This is a genomic window from Pandoraea iniqua, assembly GCF_902459685.1.
In the GTDB taxonomy this organism is placed as follows: Bacteria; Pseudomonadota; Gammaproteobacteria; order Burkholderiales; family Burkholderiaceae; genus Pandoraea; species Pandoraea iniqua.
In genome coordinates this window covers 135,898-155,437 of record NZ_CABPSF010000005.1, presented here as the reverse complement: position 1 = coordinate 155,437, position 19,540 = coordinate 135,898, and the positions used below count along the sequence as shown (strand labels likewise).

Genomic DNA, 19,540 nt, shown 5'->3' with positions numbered 1-19,540 from the left:
GTAACCGTACCGGCGAGCGGTGATGCTCAGGACATTGGCCGGGGTTCCGCGTCCACCAACAGATCCAGCGCCGCAGCCCCCCGCAGGATATCGCTGTGGTGCAGTGCCTCGCGCGTCAGCGGATGCGTACCGATCGATTCCAGTTGCTTCGCCGTCTCCACGGTGATCAGGTCGTAGGTTCGTTTGCCCTGATGCTCCCCCCGCAGCAGCAGACACCAGCGCTCGCCCTCCCCCGCGTCGAATGCCATGGCGGAAATCGGGTCGCACATGTCGTCCATGAAGACCGTCGTCGCGCCCGAATCGAAACCCGACGATGCCAGCGCATCACGATGACGCCGGATCGCCTTGTCGATCGCAACGGCGATCGCGTCTTCGTTGCGGGCATCCGCCTCGCACAGATCTGCCCAGCGAAAACACTCGTCCGCCCGTGCGCGAAATTTCGCGGCCGTGGCCGCGTCGTCAGCCTGCACGCAGATGTCAGCAACGGCCGCGTAGAAAACGCCAGAAATGGCGTATTGCGTGTTGAGACTGCACAACTGTGCGGCGTCGACGATCGCGTCGATGATTTGCCCGGACGCCTCGTTTGCCGGATGGCATGCGCGCGCCCGGGCCAGACACCTCAGCGCATCGTCATATTGACGGCCCCTTGCGAAGTGCTGCATTGCCTTGAAGAACTCCGTCGCCGCATTTTCGTGACATCCGCCGAGCGAGAACGCCGCGGCCAACAGCTCTTCCTGCCTCGCCGCCAACGCGCACTCCGGCTCCGACAGTGCTTCGTCCCGGCTCGCGATGGTTTCCCCGACCGTCATCCATGCTTCAGTCCGCAAGTTCATCAGCAGACCGGCCTCGTATTCACTCAAAGCGCCTTCTGCCGAAGAGAAGCACGCCGGCAGCATCGGTATGCGCAACGGCGTGCCGGGGATCGTGACCACGATGATCGAGAGTGCCGACACCGACGGCAGCCTTGCAGCATGCGAAGTCAGCAGCGCGGTGCGCGCCTCGGGCAAGAGCCGTTGCAGCAGATACAGGCTCTGGTCGCCGGTCTTGAGCGGGTAATGACCTTTGGAAAACAAGTACCGTCGCCCCTGCGCATAACTGGCAACGTGGCACCGTGCCGCCGCCTTCAGGATCTCGCGCTTGTGCGACCCGCTCTGGAACGCGTCCATCAGACGGTCCCAGACACCCATGCGGGTGACGTCACCGATGAATCGTTCGCAATGCGTCTCGATGTCGGCATCGCTCATGACCCAAGGCAGGTTGTCATCGAGCGTTGCAACACAGTCGGCAATCAGTTGTGCGCGGTTGGCGCTGAGTTGCAGACCGGGATAGCCCTGTAGCGGCAATGCGGTGGCGTTGATGGAAGTGCTCATGGGCGATCGGTCGTGGTGTTCTGAAGCAAAGTCATTCGGGCAGCGTGCCCAATACGACCGCTAGTGTCACAGCAATGACAACCGTTGCATTTCAGGTTTAGCCCAAGCGGCCATGCCTCGAATCCCCATGCACCGCCCCGAAAAGCAAAGCGGGGCGATATCGCTATCGCCCCGCCTTTTATCGATGTATCACCGATGCATCACCGATGTCGCACCGACGACGTTCCGCTGTCGTCAGCCTGCCGGTCAGACCGCTTCGTAAAGCGGCAGCGTCAGGAAATCGACAAAGTCGTCGCTCGTGCTCATCTGCTCGAAAATCACAGCCGCCCGGTCATACGAAGGCGCGACCTGACCGACGAGCTCCTTCACGTTGGCGAGTTCCTGCGGAATCAATTCGCGCACCAGCTCGGCCGTAACCTTGCGGCCGTCGTCGAGCTTGCCCTTCGGCGAGCGAATCCATTGCCACACCTGCGAGCGCGAGATCTCAGCGGTGGCCGCATCTTCCATCAGGTTGTGAATCGGCACGCAGCCGTTGCCATCGAGCCAAGCGCCCAGATAGTGGATGCCGACGTTGATGTTGTTGCGCAGCCCGGCTTCGGTGATCGGCGCTTCCGGCTTGAATTCAAGCAGATCGCGGCCCTTCACGTTCACGTCGTCGCGTTGCTTGTCGATTTGGTTCGGACGATCGCCCAGCACCTTCACAAACTCTTCCATGGCCACCGGTACGAGGCCCGGGTGCGCCACCCAGCCGCCGTCGTAGCCGTCGGTGGCATCGCGCGCCTTGTCGCCACGGATGCCGGCCATCGCCTTCTCGTTAGCTTCCGGGTCGTTCTTGATCGGAATCAACGCGCTCATGCCGCCAATGGCCGGGGCATTGCGGTGATGGCAGGTCTTGAGCAGCAACAGCGCATAGGCGCGCATGAACGGCACCGTCATGTTGATGCGGCTGCGATCGGCTAGACAGAAGTCGGCGTCGACCTTGAACTTCTTGATGCACGAGAAGATGTAATCCCAGCGGCCGGCATTCAGGCCCGAGCTGTGTTCACGCAGCTCGTACAGGATTTCATCCATCTCGAACGCCGCGAGAATGGTCTCGACCAGCACGGTCGCCTTGATGGTGCCTTGCGCCACGCCCAGTTCGTTCTGCGCGAGCACGAACACATCGTTCCACAGGCGTGCTTCGAGATGGCTTTCCAGCTTGGGCAGGTAGTAATACGGCCCGAAGCCACGCGCCAGCGATGCCTTCGCGTTGTGGAAGAAATGCAGGCCGAAGTCGAACAGGCTGCCCGACATGCGCACGCCGTCCACCGACACGTGCTTCTCATCCAGATGCCAGCCGCGCGGGCGCACGATCAGCGTGGCCACCTTGTCGTTGAGCTTGTACTGCTTGCCGTTCTGCTCGAGGCTGATCTCACCGCGCACGGCATCGCGCACGTTGATATGACCTTGCAACTGGTTGTGCCAGTTCGGCGTGTTCGAGTCCTCGAAGTCGGTCATGTAGCTGTCCGCCCCCGAGTTCAGCGCATTGATGATCATCTTGCGCTCGACCGGGCCGGTGATTTCCACACGACGGCATTGCAGGGCATCGGGCAGCGGCGCAATGCGCCAGTCGGCGTCGCGAATCGCTTGGGTTTCAGGCAGGAAATCGGGCACTTCACCGGCATCGAGGCGGGCAGCGCGCTCGACCCGCGCCGTCAGCAGTTGTTGCCGGCGCGGTTCAAACGCACGGTGCAGTTTGGCGATGAACGCGAGCGCCTCGGGGGTCAGGATCGCTTCGTATTCAGGACGAACATCGGTGTTCGCATCGACATGCAGTTGCATGCCGGGGGGCAGCGTCAGGGACATCAGGGATCTCCAGCTTTCTTGATTTATATAAGGGAGTGCGCCGCAAGAAGGAACATCAGGGGCTTTGCACTAGAGGCGTCACGCCATGCCGTTTTTACGGCTATGAACGTGACGCGCGTACTCCCGTCAGAGACTCGACAAAGCGCTGCAAGTCGCGCATATCGCGCCCCATCCCTTGCGGCGTGACGCCGAGTTGTTCGACCGGCAGCCCGGCACGGTTGACCCAAAACGTCGGGTAACCGAACCAGGTGGCACCGGCCGCGTCCCAGCCGTTGCTGGAGACGAAAACGATGGACTCGACCGGCAGGCCGAACGCGGCCGGGCCCAGTCGATAGGCCTCGGGGGCCGTTTTGTATTTGCGCACGGCGTCGACCGACAGCACGTGATCGAACAGGTCTTTGATGCCCGCACTCTTCAGGCCGACGTCGAGCATTTGCGGGTTGCCGTTCGAGAGCACGCCGAGACCCAGCCCCATGGCGCGCAAGGCACGCAGCACCGGCGGGTTCTCGGGGAATACGGACAAGCAGGTGTACTCGTCCATCAGACGCTTCTCGGCCACCGGCGAGAGCGTGAGATTCAGGCGGGCTGCGGCGTAGCGCAGTGCGTCAGCGGTGATGTCCCAGAACGGACGGTAGCGCTCGCCGTTCGGGCCGGAGAGCGTACGTAGTTGCGTGTATTCGATCTGCTTGATACGCCACAGCTCGGCGAGCGCCGCCCCGTGACCGGGGAACTGCTGCTCGGCGGCCGCTGCGACGGAATACACGTCGAACAGCGTGCCGTACGCGTCGAAGATCACTGCCTGAATACGAGTCGCCATAGCTGGGGGTCGGTTGACACTTGTCGTTGCAGGTCGATTGTATTACCCATATAGAACGTCATAAAATAGCCAAAACATCACTTTATCTTTGACTTTATAGTACATAATCGCCGCGTGGATCGCTTCAAACAACTCGAAACTTTCGTCGCCGTGGCCGCCAAGGGCAGTCTGTCGGCGGCCGCCGCGCTCGAAGGCGTGGCCCCGGCCGTGATCGGCCGGCGCATCGACGCGCTCGAGACCCGGCTGGGCGTCAAGCTGCTCGTGCGCACCACACGTCGTGTCACGCTCACCTTCGAGGGTTCGGCGTTTCTCGAGGACTGCCAGCGCATCCTGAACGAGATGCACAACGCGGAGAGCGCGGTGTCGGCGGGCGGCGTCAAGGCCAGCGGCCATTTGCGCCTGTCGGCCCCCGCCGGCTTCGGGCGCCGTCACGTGGCGCCGCTGCTGCCCGTGTTCATCGAGTCGCATCCCGATGTCACCGTCACACTCGATCTGTCCGACCGGCTCGTCGATTTGGTCAACGAGGGTTTCGATTGTGCGATCCGGCTGGGCGAGTTGCCCGATTCGAGTCTGGTTTCCTTGCGGCTTGGCGAAAACCGGCGCGTCTGTGTGGCCGCACCGGCCTATCTGGCCAGACGGGGTACACCCGAATCACTCGATGCGCTCGCACGTCACAACTGCCTCGCGTTCGGCTCGACCGCCAATCAGCAGCGCGGCTGGACCTTCGCGCAGGACGGCAAGGTCGTCACTATTCGCGTGAACGGGACGATGGAATGCACCGACGGCGCGGTGCTGCACGACTGGTGCCTCGACGGCTACGGCCTCGCATGGCGCTCGTGGTGGGAAGTGGGCGACGATATTCGGGCCGGCCGGCTGGTGACCGTGCTGGATGCGTTTGCCGCGCCGCCCATCGGTATTCACGCCGTGTTTCCGCAACGCCGTCACCTGCCGCTGCGCGTGCGGCTCTTCATCGACCACCTGAAACATCACTACAGCAGTCCGACGTATTGGCAGGACGAGGGGCATCCGCCCGCCTGACCGGGTTGGCGTACAAGGCGCCGTGCGTCGATTCGACACACACGTCATGTGGAACGTTTGTTACGTGAAGTCCGTCCGACACATAGAGGATGTCGTGCATTACCGGGTTTGCCCCCGTTGTTGCATCGCGCCAAAGCCATAGAATCGAAGCGAAGGGTCTGTCATGGCGACGGTAGTATCGGCAGCATGTGCCGAACGCGCTGACAGACTGGGTTGTGCAAGACCGTCATACCTGCGCGAGCCTGTGAACGCGTGTTCAGCAACGCCAACTGCGGGAGGTCATATGTTATTTACCCATATCCTCATTCCGACCGACGGCTCGGAGCTATCCGAAAAAGCCGTCACCGGCGGACTCGAACTGGCGCGCGCCCTTGGCGCGAGAGTGACCGGCTATTGTTGCCTCGCCGAATACCCCTACTCCCCCTTCAGCGAATACGTCCTCGAAGCGCCCGCGACTTTCAGCGAGCGCATTGCCGAAGAGGCCTGCTCGCACCTCGACAAACTGGCCGAATCGGCCGCCGCGGCCAGCGTGCCGTTCCATCGCGACACCTCCACCTTCCCCGCCCCGTACCTCGGCATCATCGACGCCGCCGAACGCCATGGCTGCGACGTCATCCTGATGGCCTCGCACGGGCGGCGCGGACTCACCAGTCTGCTGCTCGGCAGCGAAACACAACGCGTGCTCGTCCACTCGAAGATTCCGGTGATCATCTATCGCTGAGCCGACAGGCGGGTCGGGTCGAGTCGGGGCGCATCCAAAGAAAAAACGGCTGCAAAGCATTGCAGCCGTTTTTTTAACCGTCCGCTCAGCGAGCAGGACTGACGACGCTATCGATCTTCATTTGCCGCCGGTCGAGGCTGTAAGCGCCGCCGCCGAAAGCCGCCACTTGCAGCAAACCACCTGCTATGGCCAAGTTCTTCATGAAGTGGAACAGCTGATTCTGATCGCCTAGCGCGTTGTGAAAGATCAACGCCGAGGCCACCGAAAACAGCGCCAGAATGGCTGCCACCAGACGCGTGCGGTAACCGAGCACGAGCAGCACACCGCCGATCGATTCGGTCGCCAGCGCCGCCGCAAAGGCCAGCACGGGTATCGGGAGCCCCACCGAGGCGATGAAGCCGATCGTGCCCGCGGGCGCCGCCAGTTTGCCGAAAGCGCTGATGAGAAAAAGACTGGCGATCAGCAGACGGCCGATCAGGGACAGTGCCGACACCGAAGTGTCAGTGGCAGTCGTGGAGGTAGTGAACGTATTGGACATGGTGAAGTTCGTTAAGGAATGTCGAGAATCAAGGGGTTGAGAGGTCAATCCGTGCATCCGGCGCATTCAGCGCGTTCAGCACGTTCAGCGCACTCGGCCGCGGGCGCGGAGTTGTTCGCCGATCCGGCTAATCTCTTGTTCGCCGCGCACCAGCGCAGCGTCGCTCGTGTGCACGGAGTAGTGCCCGAGCACCAGCGGGTGCGGATGCCGGACAGCGGTGCCGATAACGAACTCCGTGGCGCCTTCGGCGACCACGTCGATCTCGGCGCCACTCTCGTTGAGCACCGCGAGTTCGTTAGCCACACGCGTGCCGGCGACGTGCAGTGCACCTGCGCTGACGTGGAGCCAGCCAACGTCGTGGCCCGCTTCCGGCGTCAGTTGCCAGCGTTCGCCATCACTTAGCCGGACATGCAGAAACAGCAAGTCTTCGGGGGCGAGCGCCTGACTTTGGGCGCCCGCATAGCGGCCAAGAATCACGCGCGCCGGTCCCGATTGCGGAACCGCTTCGGGCGGCAGGTACTGACTCTGCGCGGGTGTAAGTTCCATCGCCGCCGGCAAGGCAACCCACAACTGGTAGCCGCGAAAACGCCCGGCGCCGGCCGGAGACCCGTCGTGCCAGACGCCGTGACCGGCGCGCATCCATTCGACGCTGCCCGCCGCCAGCACACCCGAGGCGCCCGTCGTATCTTCATAGCGCAGCGCGCCCGAGAGCAGCACCGTCGTTGTGGCGATCCCCGAGTGCGGATGCATCGGAAACATCGCGCCGCCGGTGGCCTGAAAATCGAAGTAATCCAAAAACACGAAAGGCTTGACCTGATGCCCGATGTCGCCGGGACTGAAGATCCGTGTCACCGGGCCATGGCGGTGGCCGGTGGCGCGCTGAACCACGTAGCGTTGCGCGCCCTGAGGGGCGGTCACTGGCCGCTTGGCATGCAGTGATGAGGCGAGGTTGTCCATCGAGTTCGTTCCTTCTGAAGAGGTAAGTGCACTCTAGGAACTGGACATGTAGCTGAGAAGCCTATATTTTTCGATGGAATCCATCCGCAGGAGCGATAGATGCTCGACGGCGTATCGTTGGACCAGTTACGGACCTTCATCGCGGCAGCGGAGGAAGGCAGTTTTTCTGCGGCAGGACGCAAGCTGCGCCGGGCCCAGTCCGTCGTCAGTCAGACCATGGCCAATCTCGAAGCCCAATTGCGTGTCACGCTGTTCGACCGCAGTGCACGCTATCCGGTGCTGACCGACGAGGGCAAGGCACTGCTGAGTGAAGCCAAGAACGTGGTGAACGGCATGGATGCGTTCAAGGCACGCGCCCGCACCTTGTCTGAAGGGCTGGAGCCCGAGCTCTCGGTAGCCGTCGACGTGATGTACCCGATGGCCTCGCTGACCGACGCCGTCGGCGCCTTTCGCGAAGCCTTCCCCACGACACCGCTGCGAATGTATGTCGAGGCGCTAGGTGCCGTGGTGCAGCCGGTGTTGGACGGCGCGTGCCGCATCGGGGTGATCGGCTCGATGCCGGTGATACCCGAAGGGCTCCACGCAGAAAGGCTGCCGGAAGTGCCCATGGTCACCGTGGTCGCCCCCGGTCATCCGCTGGCCGAAAGCCAGGGCATCCTGCCCGGCAGCGTGCTTGAGCGCCATGTGCAATTGGTGCTGACCGATCGCACGACATTGACTGCCGGCACCAATTTCGGGGTGTTCTCGCCGCTGATCTGGCGGCTCGCCGATCTTGGCGCGAAACATGCGTTTCTCAAGGCCGGTTTTGGCTGGGGACATATGCCACTGGCGATGGTGGCGCCGGATCTGGAGGCTGGCCGATTGGTCCGTATCCGTCTGGAAATGCACCAGCCGGCCATACCGGTCATCGCCATGTACGCCGTCTACCGCAAGGACGAACCGCCCGGGCCCGCCGGGCGCTGGTTCATCGACCGGCTGCAACAGTTCACGACCGACGCGCCGGCATAGCGCGTTCTCTCTCGCCCCCTCCCGCCCCGCTCACTCCTGCGCAACGCAGGCGGTAGCATCGTTTTTTTCGATGCATTCCATCGAAACAAACAGGCTACCGCGATAGGTCACCGGCTCCTACGCTTGGGACATGACAACTCACCGCGTTGTCCAACCCAAGGAGCCTCAAATGACCAAAGTTCTCGTTCTCTACTACTCGTCCTACGGCCACATCGAGCAAATGGCCGAGGCCATCGCCGACGGCGCCCGTAGCACCGGTGCCCATGTCGACATCAAGCGTGTCCCCGAAACGGTACCGGCAGAGGTGGCGAAGAACGCGCACTTCAAGCTCGATCAGGCGGCCCCGGTCGCGACTGTCGCCGATCTGGAGCACTACGACGCCATCGTCGTCGGCACCGGCACGCGCTTCGGCCGCATGTCTTCCCAGATGGCCGCCTTCCTCGATCAGGCGGGCGGGCTGTGGGCACGCGGCGCGCTTAACGGCAAGGTCGGTGCGGCCTTCAGTTCGTCGGCTACCCAGCATGGCGGTCAAGAGACCACGTTGTTCTCGATCATCACCAATCTGCTGCACTTCGGCATGACCATCGTCGGCCTGCCGTACAGCCACCAAGGCCAGATGAGCGTGGCCGAAATCGTGGGCGGCGCCCCCTACGGCGCGACTACCGTCGCGGGTGGTGACGGCTCGCGCCAGCCCTCGGAAATCGATCTGGCCGGCGCGCGCCACCAAGGCGAACTGGTCGCCAAGACGGCGGCCAAGCTGTTCGGTTAAGGCGTTCGGTTCCTCACCGACTTTGCAAGGAGCATGTCATGTCTGAACTCAATGTCAGCGACGCCGCCAAGGCCGTGATCCGCCGCAACACCAATGAGGTGCAAGGCGGCGGCGACTGGGCGCTCTTCGACCAGCTGTTCGCCGATGATTTCGTCGACCACACGCCGCAGCCCAACAGCGGCGCCGACAAGGCCGGCGTGCTCGGCCTCTACCGCAAGCTGCGTGAAGCCTTTCCGGATTTTCGCGCCGTCATCCACTGGCAGCGCGCCGATGGCGACGTGGTGACCACGTACAAGACCTACTACGGCACGCACCAAGGCGACTTCCTCGGCTTGGCCCCCACGGGCAAGGCGATTCACTTCGAGACCGTGGATGCCATGCGCGTGCAGAACGGCAAGATCACCGAACACTGGGGCGTCGCCAATCTGTACTCGGCACTCCAGCAACTCAACGCACTGCCGCGCTAAGGACCCCGCCATGAACACCAATATCCTGCAAGACAAGGTCGTCGTCGTCACCGGCGCGGCCAGTGGCATCGGCCGGGCCATCGCCATCAATGCCGCCCGGCACGGCGCCAAGGCAGTCATCGTGTCCGACATCAGTGAGACCCCGCGCGAAGGCGGCACGCCCACCACCCGCGAGATCGAGGCGTTGGGCGTACCGGTTCGGTTTCATGCGACGGATGTCAGCCAGCGTAATCAGGTCGATGCGCTGGTCGACGCCGCAGCAGCGTTCGGTGGCGTCGACGTGATGGTGGCGAACGCCGGCATCACCCTGCGCGCCGACGGCGTGGACGTGTCCGAAGACGACTTCCATCGCCTGATGACGGTCAATCTCGACGGCACCCTGTTTAGCGCCCAAGCCGCCGCGCGCCAGATGAAGGCACGCGGCAAAGGCGGCAGCATCGTGCTGATGGCCAGCATGGGGGGCCTGTCGGGTGCCGGCATGACGGTCGCCTATTCCACCAGCAAGGGCGGCGTCGTGCTGATGGCCAAGGCCATGGCCGATGCGCTGGGCCCTGACGGTATCCGCGTCAATGCCGTCGCACCCGGCACCATCGATACGCATCTGCTGCGCACCAGCCCCGGCATCGCCGAAGCGGCCGAGGGGTTTCGCCAGCGCACGCCGCTGCGCCGTCTGGGTCGCCCTGAGGAAATTGGCGACGCCGTGGCGTGGCTGGGCTCCGACCTTTCCAGTTATGTGACCGGTACTGCCCTGCTGGTCGACGGTGGCCTGCTGTCCGTCATCTAACGCACTCCTCATTTTTTCAATCTTTCAAGGCTGCTCATCATGAACACCACCGTCCGCTTCCACCAGTACGGCGATCCCTCGGTCCTTCAGATCGAGGACGACGCCATCGGCTCGCCCAACGCTGGCGAAGTGCGCCTGCGCCATGAGGCTATCGGCGTCAACTTCATCGACACCGCGTTCCGGCAAGGCATCTTTCCGGTGCCCCTGCCCTCCGTGCCGGGCGTCGAAGGCGTGGGGATTGTCGAGGCGGTAGGCGCCGGCGTGACCGGCATCGAGATCGGCCAGCGCGTGGCCTACTTCCTTGCGCCGGGCAGTTACACACAGCAGCGCCTGATTGCCGTCGAGCATCTGGTGCCGGTGCCGGACGACCTGTCGGCCGAGACCGTCGCTGCCTTGTTGACCAAAGGCCTGACCGCGTGGGCGGGCCTGAACGGTTACTACGCATTGCAGGCCGGGCAGACCGTGCTGATTCAGGGCGCCTCCAGCAGCGTGGGCAATCTGCTGGCTCGCTGGGCCAAGGCGCGCGGCGCCATCGTGATCGGCACGGCAGGGTCGCCGGAGAAACGTGCCGCACTCGCTTCGGCAATCGATCATGCATTGCCGTCGGATGCCCCCGATCTGGCGGCTCAGGTGAAACGCATTGCGCCGCACGGCGTCGATGTCGTCTACGAGTTCGTCGGCAAGGCGACGTTCGCAGCCACGGTGGCTTCAGTACGCGACGGTGGAACCATCGTCACGATCGGCGCCGCCTCCGGTGCCCCGGAGTTCGACAAGGCAGCGCTTGCCCGCCGCCGGATCCACATGGTCGGTGGTCCGATGGCGAACCACCTGCAAGGGCGCGTCGGCGAGGCCACGCAAGCCGTATTCGATGCCTACCGGCGCGGTGTATTCGGTGCCGTCACGGCGACCCGTTATGCGCTCAAGGATGCGGCGCAGGCGCACACCGACATCGCGCGACGCCAAAAGTCGGGATCGCTGGTGCTGATTCCTTGAGGCGAACGAGGTGCGACGCCATTCGGATGCCCTTGCTCGGATGGCTCGCTTCAGTGCGACTGCATGATTTGCAGGAAGGTCTCGGCCGAGTCCTTCGAGAACATGGCCTCGAAGGTCGCAAAACCCTCTGGCGCCGCCTCGTTTGCCCGGTGCTTCATGGCGGCTGCCGCTTGTGCCACTTGTACGGTCCAGTCGCCATCCGGCGTGAGTGCCATGGCGAGTTCGGCCGCATCCAGCATCGCCAGATTGACGCCGAAACCGACCGGTGGCAGCAAATGCGCGGCATCGCCGAGCAACGTCAACCCCGCCACCGGCGCCCAGCCAAAGTCGCCGGGCAGCGTGTAAATCGGCCTTGTCACGATGACATCGAGACAAGACGAAATCAGTGCCAGTAGTTGCGGCGACCAGCCCGCGAAGCATTGCAGCAACGCGGCGCGCATTTGTGTGGGGTCTTGTGTGTCCACGCCGAGCGCGTCGGCCCAGTTTTCCGGGCGGCGGAACGCGGCGTACACCCGCACATGACCACCCCCGTTACGTTGGGCAATCAGCCCCATGTTGTCGTGCAGCGAGAACATCGTGCCGCGCCCCACCAGCGCCGCGATCTCGGGATGCTGCGCATCGACCTCATCGAGCCAGCATTCGACGAACGTCACGCCGGTGTAGACCGGCGCCACGTCCGAGAGCTTCGCGCGAATCTTCGACCATGCGCCATCCGCCCCGATGACCAGATCGAAGGTTTCTTCAGCACCGTTGGCAAAGCGCAGCACGTGCTGACCGGCGGAATTTTTACCCTCGTCCGTGCCGGCCGGCGCGACCGCTTCGACGGCAACCAGTTTGTGTCCCCATCGAACGGTCTCCGGCAGCAGCGATGCCAGCAGCAGGTCGCGCAACGCACGCCGGTCGATTTCCGGACGATCCCCGGTGCCCGACGGCGGCGCATCTTCGAACAAAGGCTTCGCGCTCGCATAGTCGAGCATGCGGGTGCCCTGATCGTCATAGCGCGCGTGCTGCACGAACGTGGCGTGCAGCCCGGCAAGTTCGAGGGCTTTTTGCCCGGTGTCGACATGCAGGTCGAGCGTGCCCCCTTGGTCGCGGGCAGACGTCGATGCCTCGGCTTCGAATACGACGGGATGGAACCCGCGCAATTGCAGAATGCGGGCGGCGACCAGTCCCGCAGGGCCGGCGCCGACGATGGCGATTCGCCGGGCACTTCGCGGAGAACTGTGCGTGGAATGGCTCGTGGAATGGTTCGTGGAACTGTCCGGGGAATTCTGCCGGGAAGACGTCGGGAACATGCTGCCTCAGTTTGCGTAGGTGTCTGCGCAATTTAGCAAAGAATCGACGTCGTCCCCATGAAAAAAGGCCCGTGAGCGGGATAAGCTCACGGGCCTCTTCTCGTCCGGCGTGCACTGCAACCCTGACGACGACGGGACACGCCGTCAGGGCCGCCCCGGCCGGATAGACCGGGATGCGCGGTCGAAGCGCGGCGGCAGTCCACTCACGATGATGTGCCCCCACGACGCATCACCATGGGCGGGCGCCGCTGCGCCCTCCCTCAGCCTGATCAGGCTGCCTTGACCTGCGCCTTCTTTTCGTCGAAGAACTGTTCGTCCTCCGTCGAACCCTTCAGGGCCGTGGTCGATGCGTCACGCTCGATGGTCTGCGTGACGGCGTCGAAGTAGCCCGTACCCACTTCACGCTGGTGCTTCACCGCCGTAAAGCCCTTGTCGGCGGCGGCGAATTCGGCTTCCTGCAACTCGACGAAGGCGCTCATCTGACGGCGGGCGTAGCCGTGGGCCAGATTGAACATCGAGTAGTTCAGGCTGTGGAAGCCGGCCAGCGTGATGAACTGGAACTTGTAACCCATGGCACCGAGTTCCTTCTGGAACTTGGCGATGGTCGCGTCGTCGAGGTTCTTCTTCCAGTTGAACGACGGCGAGCAGTTGTACGAAAGCATCTTGCCCGGGAAGTGCTTGTGAATGCCTTCGGCGAACTGCTTAGCGAATTCGAGATCCGGCTTGCCGGTTTCACACCACACCAGATCGACGTACGGGGCATACGCCAGACCGCGCGAGATGGCCTGATCCAGACCGTTACGCGTGCGGTAGAAGCCTTCGACCGTGCGCTCACCCGTGCAGAACGGTTGATCGATCGGATCGACGTCGGCGGTGATCAGGTCGGCCGCTTCGGCATCGGTACGGGCGATGAGCACCGTCGGCACGCCCAGAACGTCGGCCGCCAGACGCGCCGCCACCAGCTTGGCAACGGCTTCACGCGTCGGCACGAGTACCTTGCCGCCCATGTGGCCGCACTTCTTGACCGAGGCGAGCTGATCTTCGAAGTGAACGCCGGCCGCACCGGCTTCGACCATGGCCTTCATCAGTTCGAACGCGTTGAGCACGCCGCCGAAACCGGCTTCGGCATCGGCCACGATCGGGGCGAAGTAGTCGATGTAGCCTTCGTCGCCCGGGTTCTTGCCTTCCGACCATTGAATCTGGTCGGCACGCGTGAACGTGTTGTTGATGCGGCGCACGACCTGCGGCACCGAGTTGGCCGGGTACAGCGACTGGTCGGGATACATTTCACCGGCGAGGTTGGCGTCGCCGGCGACTTGCCAGCCCGACAGGTAGATCGCCTGAAGGCCGGCCTTGACCTGCTGCATGGCCTGATTGCCCGTCAGCGCGCCGAGCGCATTGACGAACGGCTGCTCGTTGATCTGGTTCCACAGACGCTCGGCACCGCGACGGGCCAACGTTTGTTCCGGCTGGATCGAACCACGCAGACGCACGACGTCTTCCGCCGAGTACCCACGCTTGATGCCTGCCCAGCGCGGATTGTTCGCCCAGTCCTGCTCGAGTTGCTTCACTTGTTCTTGACGCGTCGTCATGGTGATCTCTCCTGGTTTCTCGATACAAATAAAAGAGGGGTATCTCTTTGCTGCCCTGATTCCGTTTGGTCGCTGCCCTTGGCAGTTGACCGCTTTTTGTGTCTCCGAATCGGCAGGTCTTGTATAAGAGTTTAGGGATTCTTCACGCATCGCAACAGAACGAATATCGTGCTTAGTGCATATTTTTTATTTATTAAAATCAAATATATAGCAAAATATTTCCATGATGCGAAACGATGTTTCCCTTCCTGAAATCACGATGTTGTGCCAAGCAGCGCAAATTTTTACGCACCGCAACCCCATTCCACATCATGAAAAAAGGCCGGTAACGCAAGTTACCGGCCTTCTCACTTCCATCACGTACTGCGTCAGGAGGCGGCGCGGCTCGCGACCGGAGCGACCTTCGGCGGCTTGCACACGAGCCACACGGCCAGTGCGATGAAGCAGCCGCCGACGAGGTGGGCGAAGGTGACCGCTTCGTTCAGGAACAGGGCGCCCCACAGCACGCCGAATGGCGGAATGAGGAACGTGACGGTGAGCGAGCGCAGCGGGCCGAGATCGGCGATCAGACGGAAGAACAACATATAGGCCAGCGCGCTGCATACGAAACCGAGCGCCGCCATGGCCGCCCAGACGCCGCCCGTGGCAGGCCCCGGCATGCCGGTGGTGGCCGACACGTAAGCGAAGAACGGCAGCAGTACGATCGCGGCCCCCAGTTGGCTGCCGAACGCCACGAGCTTGGCGTCGAGACCGCCGCGGTCGCTGATCCAGCGCTTGGTGAGATACCCCGCGAGTCCGTAGCACGACGTCGCCACGAGGCACGCGAGCGCCCCCATGACCACGGGCCCGGACATCGCCACGGGGCCGGTACGGGTCAGCACGGCCACACCGATCAGGCCCAGCAACACGCCGAGCCCCTTGGCACCGGTCAGGCGCTCACGGAAGAACACCACGCCGATCAGCACGCCCATGAGCGGCGTGGTGGCGTTGAGGATGGACGAGTAGCCGGCCGGCAGCACGCGCGCGGCCAGACAGTACATGACGAAGGGAATGCCGGAGTTGATCACGCCGAGTACCATCGACGCGCCCAGCAACCCTTTGAACTGCCAACGGACGCGCAGCACGAGCAGGATGACGGCCAGCCCCAACGCGCCGAGCGCGACGCGGAAAAAGGCCGTCGGCAGCGGCCCCAGCGCGGGCACGATGATCCGCATGAAAAGGAAACTCGCGCCCCAGATGGCGGAGAGCGTTAGCAAACGGGCAATGTCGGACGATCGCATGGTGTGGGAGACGGCACAAAGGCCGCATATGTCTACCGGAATGCGTGCATGCTCCCACAACCGCCCGCGTTGCGCTGGTCATAATCGGACATGGCGGCATCGGCACATTTCAGATTCGACGCATTGAACGCACCGGACACGCGCGTTAAGTTCGACGGTCAAACTTTCGGAGGAAACCTATCAAATGCCGCCCGCCACCCACCCTAAGCAAGCCACACGCATCACCCCGGCCGTGATCTGCCTTGCCATTGCTTTCGTGAGTTTTCTGTTGATATCGAATGCGCTGGGCGCGCGCGTCTGCGAGGTCGTGCTGCCGTGGCCGTTCTCCGGTGAGCCGCTGCGGCTGACGTTCTCGGCAGCGATCATCAGCTTTCCGTTCGCCTATCTGTTCGCGTCGGTGCTGACCGAGGTGTACGGCTATCGCATCAGCCGTGTCGTCATCTGGAGCGGGCTCGCCGCCAACCTCATCCTCATCGGCTTTCTCTGGCTGATGGCGTTGCTACCCACGCAGCCGGAATGGGCCGCACAAACCGGCTTCACCGATGACGTACAGCGTCATTGGTTCGAGGCCATCACGCATATGTTCGTGGCGTCGGTGTCGGCGTGCTTTGTCGGGGAATTCGCCAACGCCGCGACCCTCGCGCGCATGAAGGTGGCCATGCACGGCCGCTGGGCAGGCTTGCGCATCATGGCGGGCAGCGCATTGGCAGCCCTGCTCGATACGCTCGTCTTTGTCGTGATCGCGTTTGCCTATGTGCTCGATGCCGATGCGATGGCGCGCATGATCGGGCTCGAGTTCGTCTTCAAGTGCACGTTGCAGTGGCTGGTGCTGCCGCTCACCGTCGGACTCGCCCGGCTGCTCAAGCGATTGGATGGGATCGATCACTACGATGTCGGCACGTCGCTCAATCCGTTTGCGTTTGGAGGGCGCAGCGAGTGAACCGCCTCGTCCTCCAAACGAATCGTTAGGCGTCGTTATGCATCGTTACGCTTCGTGACGCATCACGTCATACCGCGCTGACTTCCCGCGTCTTCCGGTAGTCGACCCAATCGCCGCTGGCGATGTGCGGCAGACCGGCCACGGCTGCTTCGGTCACGGGATAGACGATGCACGAGTACGTGGCCCCGTCGTGGGCCACGTCGTGCAATTCCCGCACGAACAACCCCGCTTCGCCCGGATAGACGGCTTCGATTTCGTCGAGCACGGCAACCAGCGCCGCCGGAATGCGATAGATGTCGCCGACCGTGCGCTCGTTGGCTTGCGTCGACAACACCATGCCCGGGTAACGGCCGAAGTCGTACAGCCGCCCGCCCAAGGTCGACGTGCCCACATAGGCCGGCGCAGGCAACTGGTGACGCTCCGCCGCACGCATCATGTCGTTGATCTCGCCCGCGCGCAGCGTGCCGTAGACGAAGACGTGAATCACCGCGTCTTCCCCGTTGCCAGCCGCTGCGCCGGTTGCCGCGCTGATGACTTGGTCCGTCATACCAACGGCTCCGTCGAGACGAGAATGCCGTCGATGTCGCTGTAGATCCATTCGCCCGGACGCACCAGCTCCCCGGCGATATCCACAATCAGATCGGTCTGCCCCGCGCCGAGCTTCACGCTCTTGCGCGGGTTCGTAGCGAGCGCCCGAATGCCGATCTCGCACACTTCCAGCTCCTCGGTGTCGCGCACCGCGCCATTCACCACGATGCCCGCCCAGCCGTTCTTCTCGCCGAGTTGCGCAAGGTTGCCGCCCACGAGCGCACAGCGCACCGACCCGCCGCCATCCACGACCAGTACCCGGCCGTCGCCCGGTGTCTCCAACGCGGAACGTACCCGCGAGTTGTCTTCAAACACCTTGAGCGTCGCCGCCGGACCGGCAAAGCGACGGGCCTGTCCGAGTAACAGGAAGCCGGGTTGCAACACACGCAGGCGGCCGTCTGCCAGCGCGTCTTCATGGGCATCACACAAATCACAGGTGGCGAATTTCATGGCAAGGTTCCGATTCGAATTGGCTTGAATTGGCTTGAATTGGCTTGTTGATGCGGCGGGATCAAGCGCCGCGTCATGCATCTGGAGGGCTGAGGCCGCAGGCTGCGCCACACGCCGACATCGATCATAGCGCCTCGCCCGGCTGGAAAGCCAATGCGTCGAGTCCACACGCGCTGCGCACTCGTGGTTAACCTCGACATCGCGCCAGCCGACACGCGGACGCGGCTGAATTACACTTATGGGACACGAATTGTCGCGCTTACGCCATGCCTAGCTCCTTGCGCTTCCCGTCCGGACTTTCCGATCTGCCTGCCCCGCCCGATGCTGCGTCGTCAACGACCGCCGCCGCCGGCCATGCGGCGGCAAGCGCGAGCGCAACACCGGCGGAAGGTGCCGATATCCCTGTCGAACCAGCGGCGCCCACGCCCCCGGCAAAGCACGTCGTCCCTCCGGAGTTCTCCCCGACGCCTGAGCGTCCGGTGCGGTTGCGCGCACGGCCGATCCTCGACACGATTCGCGTGCCCGATCATCGTCATGCATGGGCGCAAGTGGCCTACACGCCGCGCGGGGTGATCCAGATTGCGGTATCCGATGCCGCGTGGATTGTGCCGCCCTCGCGCGCGATCTGGATTCCGCCCGACGTCGAGCACAGTCTGCAAGTCAACGAACCGTCCTATCTGCGTACGCTCTACGTGCATCGCGACTTCATCCCGTCCGGGCTCGATCATTGCCGGGTGGTGGAAGTCTCGCCGCTGCTGCGCGAGTTGATCGCCGCGATCGACGTGCCGGAAGACGAACTGGATGCGCCTCGCGAACAGCTGCTCGGCGGCCTGATTCTGGATGAACTGCGGCGCGCGTCGCCGCTGCCGCTGGAAGTGCCCCTGCCCCGCGATAAACGCCTGCTGACGTTGTGCAACGCCATGCTGGCCGACCCCGCCCGTGCGTGGACGCTCGACCAATGGGCGCGCTACGCAGGCGCGAGCCCGCGCACGATCGGACGGCTGTTCCGGCAGGAGCTGAATATGAGTTTCGTGCAGTGGCGACAGCAGGTGATCCTCGCGCAGGCCATTCCGCTGGCCTCGAAGGGCTACCCGCTCGCTCGCATCGCTCGTGAGTTGGGCTATCGCAGTCAGAGCGCGTTCTCGGCGATGTTCAAGCGCACGTTCGGGCGCACGCCGAGCGAGTTCTTCGCCACCGCCCCGGAGGCTACATCTGCCGGAACAAGTGCGCGTACTGACGACTGACGGCGACGCGGTCTTTGCGGCGCTTGAGCTTGAGCGTCAGGCGTCCAAGCGGCGTGTGCTGCGCGCTCACCACTTCGGCCACGTTGACCACGGTGCTGCGATGCACCTGCCAGAAGCGGGACGGATCGAGTTGCGGCAATAACTCGCGCAGACTCGTGCGAATCAGCAGATCGCCGTCGACCGTCGCGACCACCACGTACTTATCGGCAGCCTCGAAGAAGCACACTTCTTCCACCGGCACGATACGGATCTCGTCACCCACGGACGCCCGCACGAAGCGCAGATACTCGCCCGTCGCGGGAGGTGACGCCGCGGCTTTCGAGCCATTCGAGCCATTCGTGCCATTCGTTCCGTTCGCCCCATTCGCTCCGTTCGCCCCATTCACCGCGCCGCCCTGTTCCGCCTCGTCTTCCAGATGCGTGCGTAACGTGGCGAGCAGTTGCGAGAGCGTGTCGTGTTTCGGCGCAGCCAGCCGTTCACGTAAGCGTGCGACAGTGCGCGCGAGGCGATCGGGTTCCACGGGTTTGAGCAGATAGTCGATGGCCGCCGCATCGAAAGCGTCGAGGGCGAACCGGTCGAACGCCGTGACGAACACGATCTGCGGCGCGCGCGTCAGGCGGGCACAGGCACGCGCCACATCGAGCCCGGTCGCGCCGGGCATCGCAATGTCGAGGAACACCACGTCCGGCTGTTCCTGCGCGATGGCCGCAATTGCCGACGTGCCGTCAGGCGCCACCGGCAACACGTGCAGATCGGGCCACGCCTGCGCGAGCATGGCGCGCAGGGCATCGGCGAGTAACGGTTCGTCTTCGGCGATCAGGGCGACGGGGGATGTCATGCACTC

20 protein-coding genes are annotated in these 19,540 nt (G+C 63.5%); 9 read left to right on the top strand and 11 right to left on the bottom strand.

Translation table 11 applies throughout. The features are described from left to right. Window positions 1–26 precede the first annotated feature (26 nt). The 3 genes from PIN31009_RS18375 to PIN31009_RS18365 all read right to left on the bottom strand — a co-directional run bounded on the left by PIN31009_RS18375 (window position 27) and on the right by PIN31009_RS18365 (window position 4,032). Window positions 27–1,370 carry a hypothetical protein gene (locus tag PIN31009_RS18375; protein WP_150791217.1) on the bottom strand — a complete coding sequence of 448 codons (1,344 nt, stop codon included), beginning with the start codon at window positions 1,368–1,370 and terminating at the stop codon, window positions 27–29. Window positions 1,371–1,616: 246 nt separating this feature from the next. Further along, a complete protein-coding gene (gene aceB / locus PIN31009_RS18370) occupies window positions 1,617–3,215 on the bottom strand; it encodes a malate synthase A (RefSeq protein WP_150791216.1) in 1,599 nt (532 codons plus the stop codon). 100 nt (window positions 3,216–3,315) lie between these two features. Beyond that, window positions 3,316–4,032 carry a haloacid dehalogenase type II gene (locus PIN31009_RS18365; RefSeq protein ID WP_150791215.1) on the bottom strand — a complete coding sequence of 239 codons (717 nt, stop codon included), beginning with the start codon at window positions 4,030–4,032 and terminating at the stop codon, window positions 3,316–3,318. Between the two features lie 114 nt (window positions 4,033–4,146). Here PIN31009_RS18365 and PIN31009_RS18360 point away from each other — a divergent pair, with 114 nt between their 5' ends. Continuing rightward, window positions 4,147–5,070, top strand: coding sequence for a LysR family transcriptional regulator (locus PIN31009_RS18360; protein WP_150791214.1), 924 nt, complete (start codon window positions 4,147–4,149; stop codon window positions 5,068–5,070). A gap of 283 nt (window positions 5,071–5,353) precedes the next feature. Further along, window positions 5,354–5,791 (top strand): universal stress protein, encoded by a 438-nt coding sequence (locus PIN31009_RS18355; RefSeq protein WP_058379006.1) that lies wholly within the window; start codon window positions 5,354–5,356, stop codon window positions 5,789–5,791. Between the two features lie 85 nt (window positions 5,792–5,876). Here the strand turns inward: PIN31009_RS18355 and PIN31009_RS18350 are convergent, their stop codons facing one another. Both PIN31009_RS18350 and PIN31009_RS18345 read right to left on the bottom strand, forming a co-directional pair. Beyond that, entirely contained in the window at window positions 5,877–6,329 is a 453-nt protein-coding gene (locus tag PIN31009_RS18350; protein ID WP_150791213.1) for a DoxX family protein, read from the bottom strand. 84 nt (window positions 6,330–6,413) lie between these two features. Then, window positions 6,414–7,286, bottom strand: a complete 873-nt coding sequence (locus PIN31009_RS18345) for a pirin family protein (protein WP_150791212.1) — start codon at window positions 7,284–7,286, stop codon at window positions 6,414–6,416. A gap of 99 nt (window positions 7,287–7,385) precedes the next feature. Here PIN31009_RS18345 and PIN31009_RS18340 point away from each other — a divergent pair, with 99 nt between their 5' ends. The 5 genes from PIN31009_RS18340 to PIN31009_RS18320 all read left to right on the top strand — a co-directional run bounded on the left by PIN31009_RS18340 (window position 7,386) and on the right by PIN31009_RS18320 (window position 11,307). Then, window positions 7,386–8,294, top strand: coding sequence for a LysR family transcriptional regulator (locus tag PIN31009_RS18340; protein WP_150791211.1), 909 nt, complete (start codon window positions 7,386–7,388; stop codon window positions 8,292–8,294). Window positions 8,295–8,463: 169 nt separating this feature from the next. Beyond that, the gene (gene wrbA, locus PIN31009_RS18335; RefSeq protein WP_150686493.1) at window positions 8,464–9,063 is read left to right on the top strand and encodes an NAD(P)H:quinone oxidoreductase; all 600 of its coding nucleotides are present in this window, start codon (window positions 8,464–8,466) and stop codon (window positions 9,061–9,063) included. A 38-nt stretch (window positions 9,064–9,101) separates the two neighbouring features. Further along, entirely contained in the window at window positions 9,102–9,530 is a 429-nt protein-coding gene (locus PIN31009_RS18330) for an ester cyclase (protein WP_150791210.1), read from the top strand. A 10-nt stretch (window positions 9,531–9,540) separates the two neighbouring features. Next, window positions 9,541–10,314, top strand: a complete 774-nt coding sequence (locus tag PIN31009_RS18325; protein WP_150791209.1) for an SDR family oxidoreductase — start codon at window positions 9,541–9,543, stop codon at window positions 10,312–10,314. Between the two features lie 39 nt (window positions 10,315–10,353). Next, a complete protein-coding gene (locus PIN31009_RS18320; protein ID WP_150791208.1) occupies window positions 10,354–11,307 on the top strand; it encodes a quinone oxidoreductase family protein in 954 nt (317 codons plus the stop codon). 50 nt (window positions 11,308–11,357) lie between these two features. Here PIN31009_RS18320 and PIN31009_RS18315 read toward each other — a convergent pair whose 3' ends face one another. From PIN31009_RS18315 to PIN31009_RS18305, 3 genes are all read right to left on the bottom strand, one after another. Then, window positions 11,358–12,602, bottom strand: coding sequence for an FAD-dependent oxidoreductase (locus tag PIN31009_RS18315; protein ID WP_150791207.1), 1,245 nt, complete (start codon window positions 12,600–12,602; stop codon window positions 11,358–11,360). A gap of 269 nt (window positions 12,603–12,871) precedes the next feature. Then, complete coding sequence (gene aceA / locus PIN31009_RS18310; RefSeq protein ID WP_058379015.1) at window positions 12,872–14,194, bottom strand: isocitrate lyase; 1,323 nt, start codon at window positions 14,192–14,194, stop codon at window positions 12,872–12,874. Between the two features lie 368 nt (window positions 14,195–14,562). Then, entirely contained in the window at window positions 14,563–15,474 is a 912-nt protein-coding gene (locus tag PIN31009_RS18305; protein ID WP_150686488.1) for a DMT family transporter, read from the bottom strand. 184 nt (window positions 15,475–15,658) lie between these two features. Here PIN31009_RS18305 and PIN31009_RS18300 point away from each other — a divergent pair, with 184 nt between their 5' ends. Beyond that, on the top strand, window positions 15,659–16,414 hold the full coding sequence (locus PIN31009_RS18300; protein ID WP_150791206.1) for a queuosine precursor transporter: 756 nt from the start codon (window positions 15,659–15,661) through the stop codon (window positions 16,412–16,414). Between the two features lie 67 nt (window positions 16,415–16,481). Here PIN31009_RS18300 and PIN31009_RS18295 read toward each other — a convergent pair whose 3' ends face one another. Together PIN31009_RS18295 and rraA are read right to left on the bottom strand one after the other, a co-directional pair. Further along, window positions 16,482–16,901, bottom strand: a complete 420-nt coding sequence (locus tag PIN31009_RS18295) for a gamma-glutamylcyclotransferase family protein (protein ID WP_150791315.1) — start codon at window positions 16,899–16,901, stop codon at window positions 16,482–16,484. 56 nt (window positions 16,902–16,957) lie between these two features. Further along, complete coding sequence (rraA, locus tag PIN31009_RS18290) at window positions 16,958–17,452, bottom strand: ribonuclease E activity regulator RraA (protein ID WP_150686485.1); 495 nt, start codon at window positions 17,450–17,452, stop codon at window positions 16,958–16,960. A gap of 266 nt (window positions 17,453–17,718) precedes the next feature. On the opposite strand from rraA, the gene PIN31009_RS18285 reads away from it, so the two are divergent. Then, on the top strand, window positions 17,719–18,696 hold the full coding sequence (locus PIN31009_RS18285; RefSeq protein WP_150791205.1) for an AraC family transcriptional regulator: 978 nt from the start codon (window positions 17,719–17,721) through the stop codon (window positions 18,694–18,696). Here the strand turns inward: PIN31009_RS18285 and PIN31009_RS18280 are convergent. Continuing rightward, a complete protein-coding gene (locus PIN31009_RS18280) occupies window positions 18,659–19,534 on the bottom strand; it encodes a LytR/AlgR family response regulator transcription factor (protein ID WP_150791204.1) in 876 nt (291 codons plus the stop codon). The genes PIN31009_RS18285 and PIN31009_RS18280 overlap by 38 nt on opposite strands. Window positions 19,535–19,540 lie beyond the last annotated feature (6 nt).

Bases quoted from the DNA above. Each gene is read 5' to 3' on its own strand.
- PIN31009_RS18375 (WP_150791217.1), bottom strand. From the start codon at position 1,370: ATGAGCACTTCCATCAACGCCACCGCATTGCCGCTACAGGGCTATCCC.
- aceB (WP_150791216.1), bottom strand. From the start codon at position 3,215: ATGTCCCTGACGCTGCCCCCCGGCATGCAACTGCATGTCGATGCGAAC.
- PIN31009_RS18365 (WP_150791215.1), bottom strand. From the start codon at position 4,032: ATGGCGACTCGTATTCAGGCAGTGATCTTCGACGCGTACGGCACGCTG.
- PIN31009_RS18355 (WP_058379006.1), top strand. From the start codon at position 5,354: ATGTTATTTACCCATATCCTCATTCCGACCGACGGCTCGGAGCTATCC.
- PIN31009_RS18350 (WP_150791213.1), bottom strand. From the start codon at position 6,329: ATGTCCAATACGTTCACTACCTCCACGACTGCCACTGACACTTCGGTG.
- PIN31009_RS18345 (WP_150791212.1), bottom strand. From the start codon at position 7,286: ATGGACAACCTCGCCTCATCACTGCATGCCAAGCGGCCAGTGACCGCC.
- PIN31009_RS18340 (WP_150791211.1), top strand. From the start codon at position 7,386: ATGCTCGACGGCGTATCGTTGGACCAGTTACGGACCTTCATCGCGGCA.
- wrbA (WP_150686493.1), top strand. From the start codon at position 8,464: ATGACCAAAGTTCTCGTTCTCTACTACTCGTCCTACGGCCACATCGAG.
- PIN31009_RS18330 (WP_150791210.1), top strand. From the start codon at position 9,102: ATGTCTGAACTCAATGTCAGCGACGCCGCCAAGGCCGTGATCCGCCGC.
- PIN31009_RS18325 (WP_150791209.1), top strand. From the start codon at position 9,541: ATGAACACCAATATCCTGCAAGACAAGGTCGTCGTCGTCACCGGCGCG.
- PIN31009_RS18320 (WP_150791208.1), top strand. From the start codon at position 10,354: ATGAACACCACCGTCCGCTTCCACCAGTACGGCGATCCCTCGGTCCTT.
- PIN31009_RS18315 (WP_150791207.1), bottom strand. From the start codon at position 12,602: ATGTTCCCGACGTCTTCCCGGCAGAATTCCCCGGACAGTTCCACGAAC.
- aceA (WP_058379015.1), bottom strand. From the start codon at position 14,194: ATGACGACGCGTCAAGAACAAGTGAAGCAACTCGAGCAGGACTGGGCG.
- PIN31009_RS18305 (WP_150686488.1), bottom strand. From the start codon at position 15,474: ATGCGATCGTCCGACATTGCCCGTTTGCTAACGCTCTCCGCCATCTGG.
- PIN31009_RS18300 (WP_150791206.1), top strand. From the start codon at position 15,659: ATGCCGCCCGCCACCCACCCTAAGCAAGCCACACGCATCACCCCGGCC.
- rraA (WP_150686485.1), bottom strand. From the start codon at position 17,452: ATGAAATTCGCCACCTGTGATTTGTGTGATGCCCATGAAGACGCGCTG.
- PIN31009_RS18285 (WP_150791205.1), top strand. From the start codon at position 17,719: ATGCCTAGCTCCTTGCGCTTCCCGTCCGGACTTTCCGATCTGCCTGCC.
- PIN31009_RS18280 (WP_150791204.1), bottom strand. From the start codon at position 19,534: ATGACATCCCCCGTCGCCCTGATCGCCGAAGACGAACCGTTACTCGCC.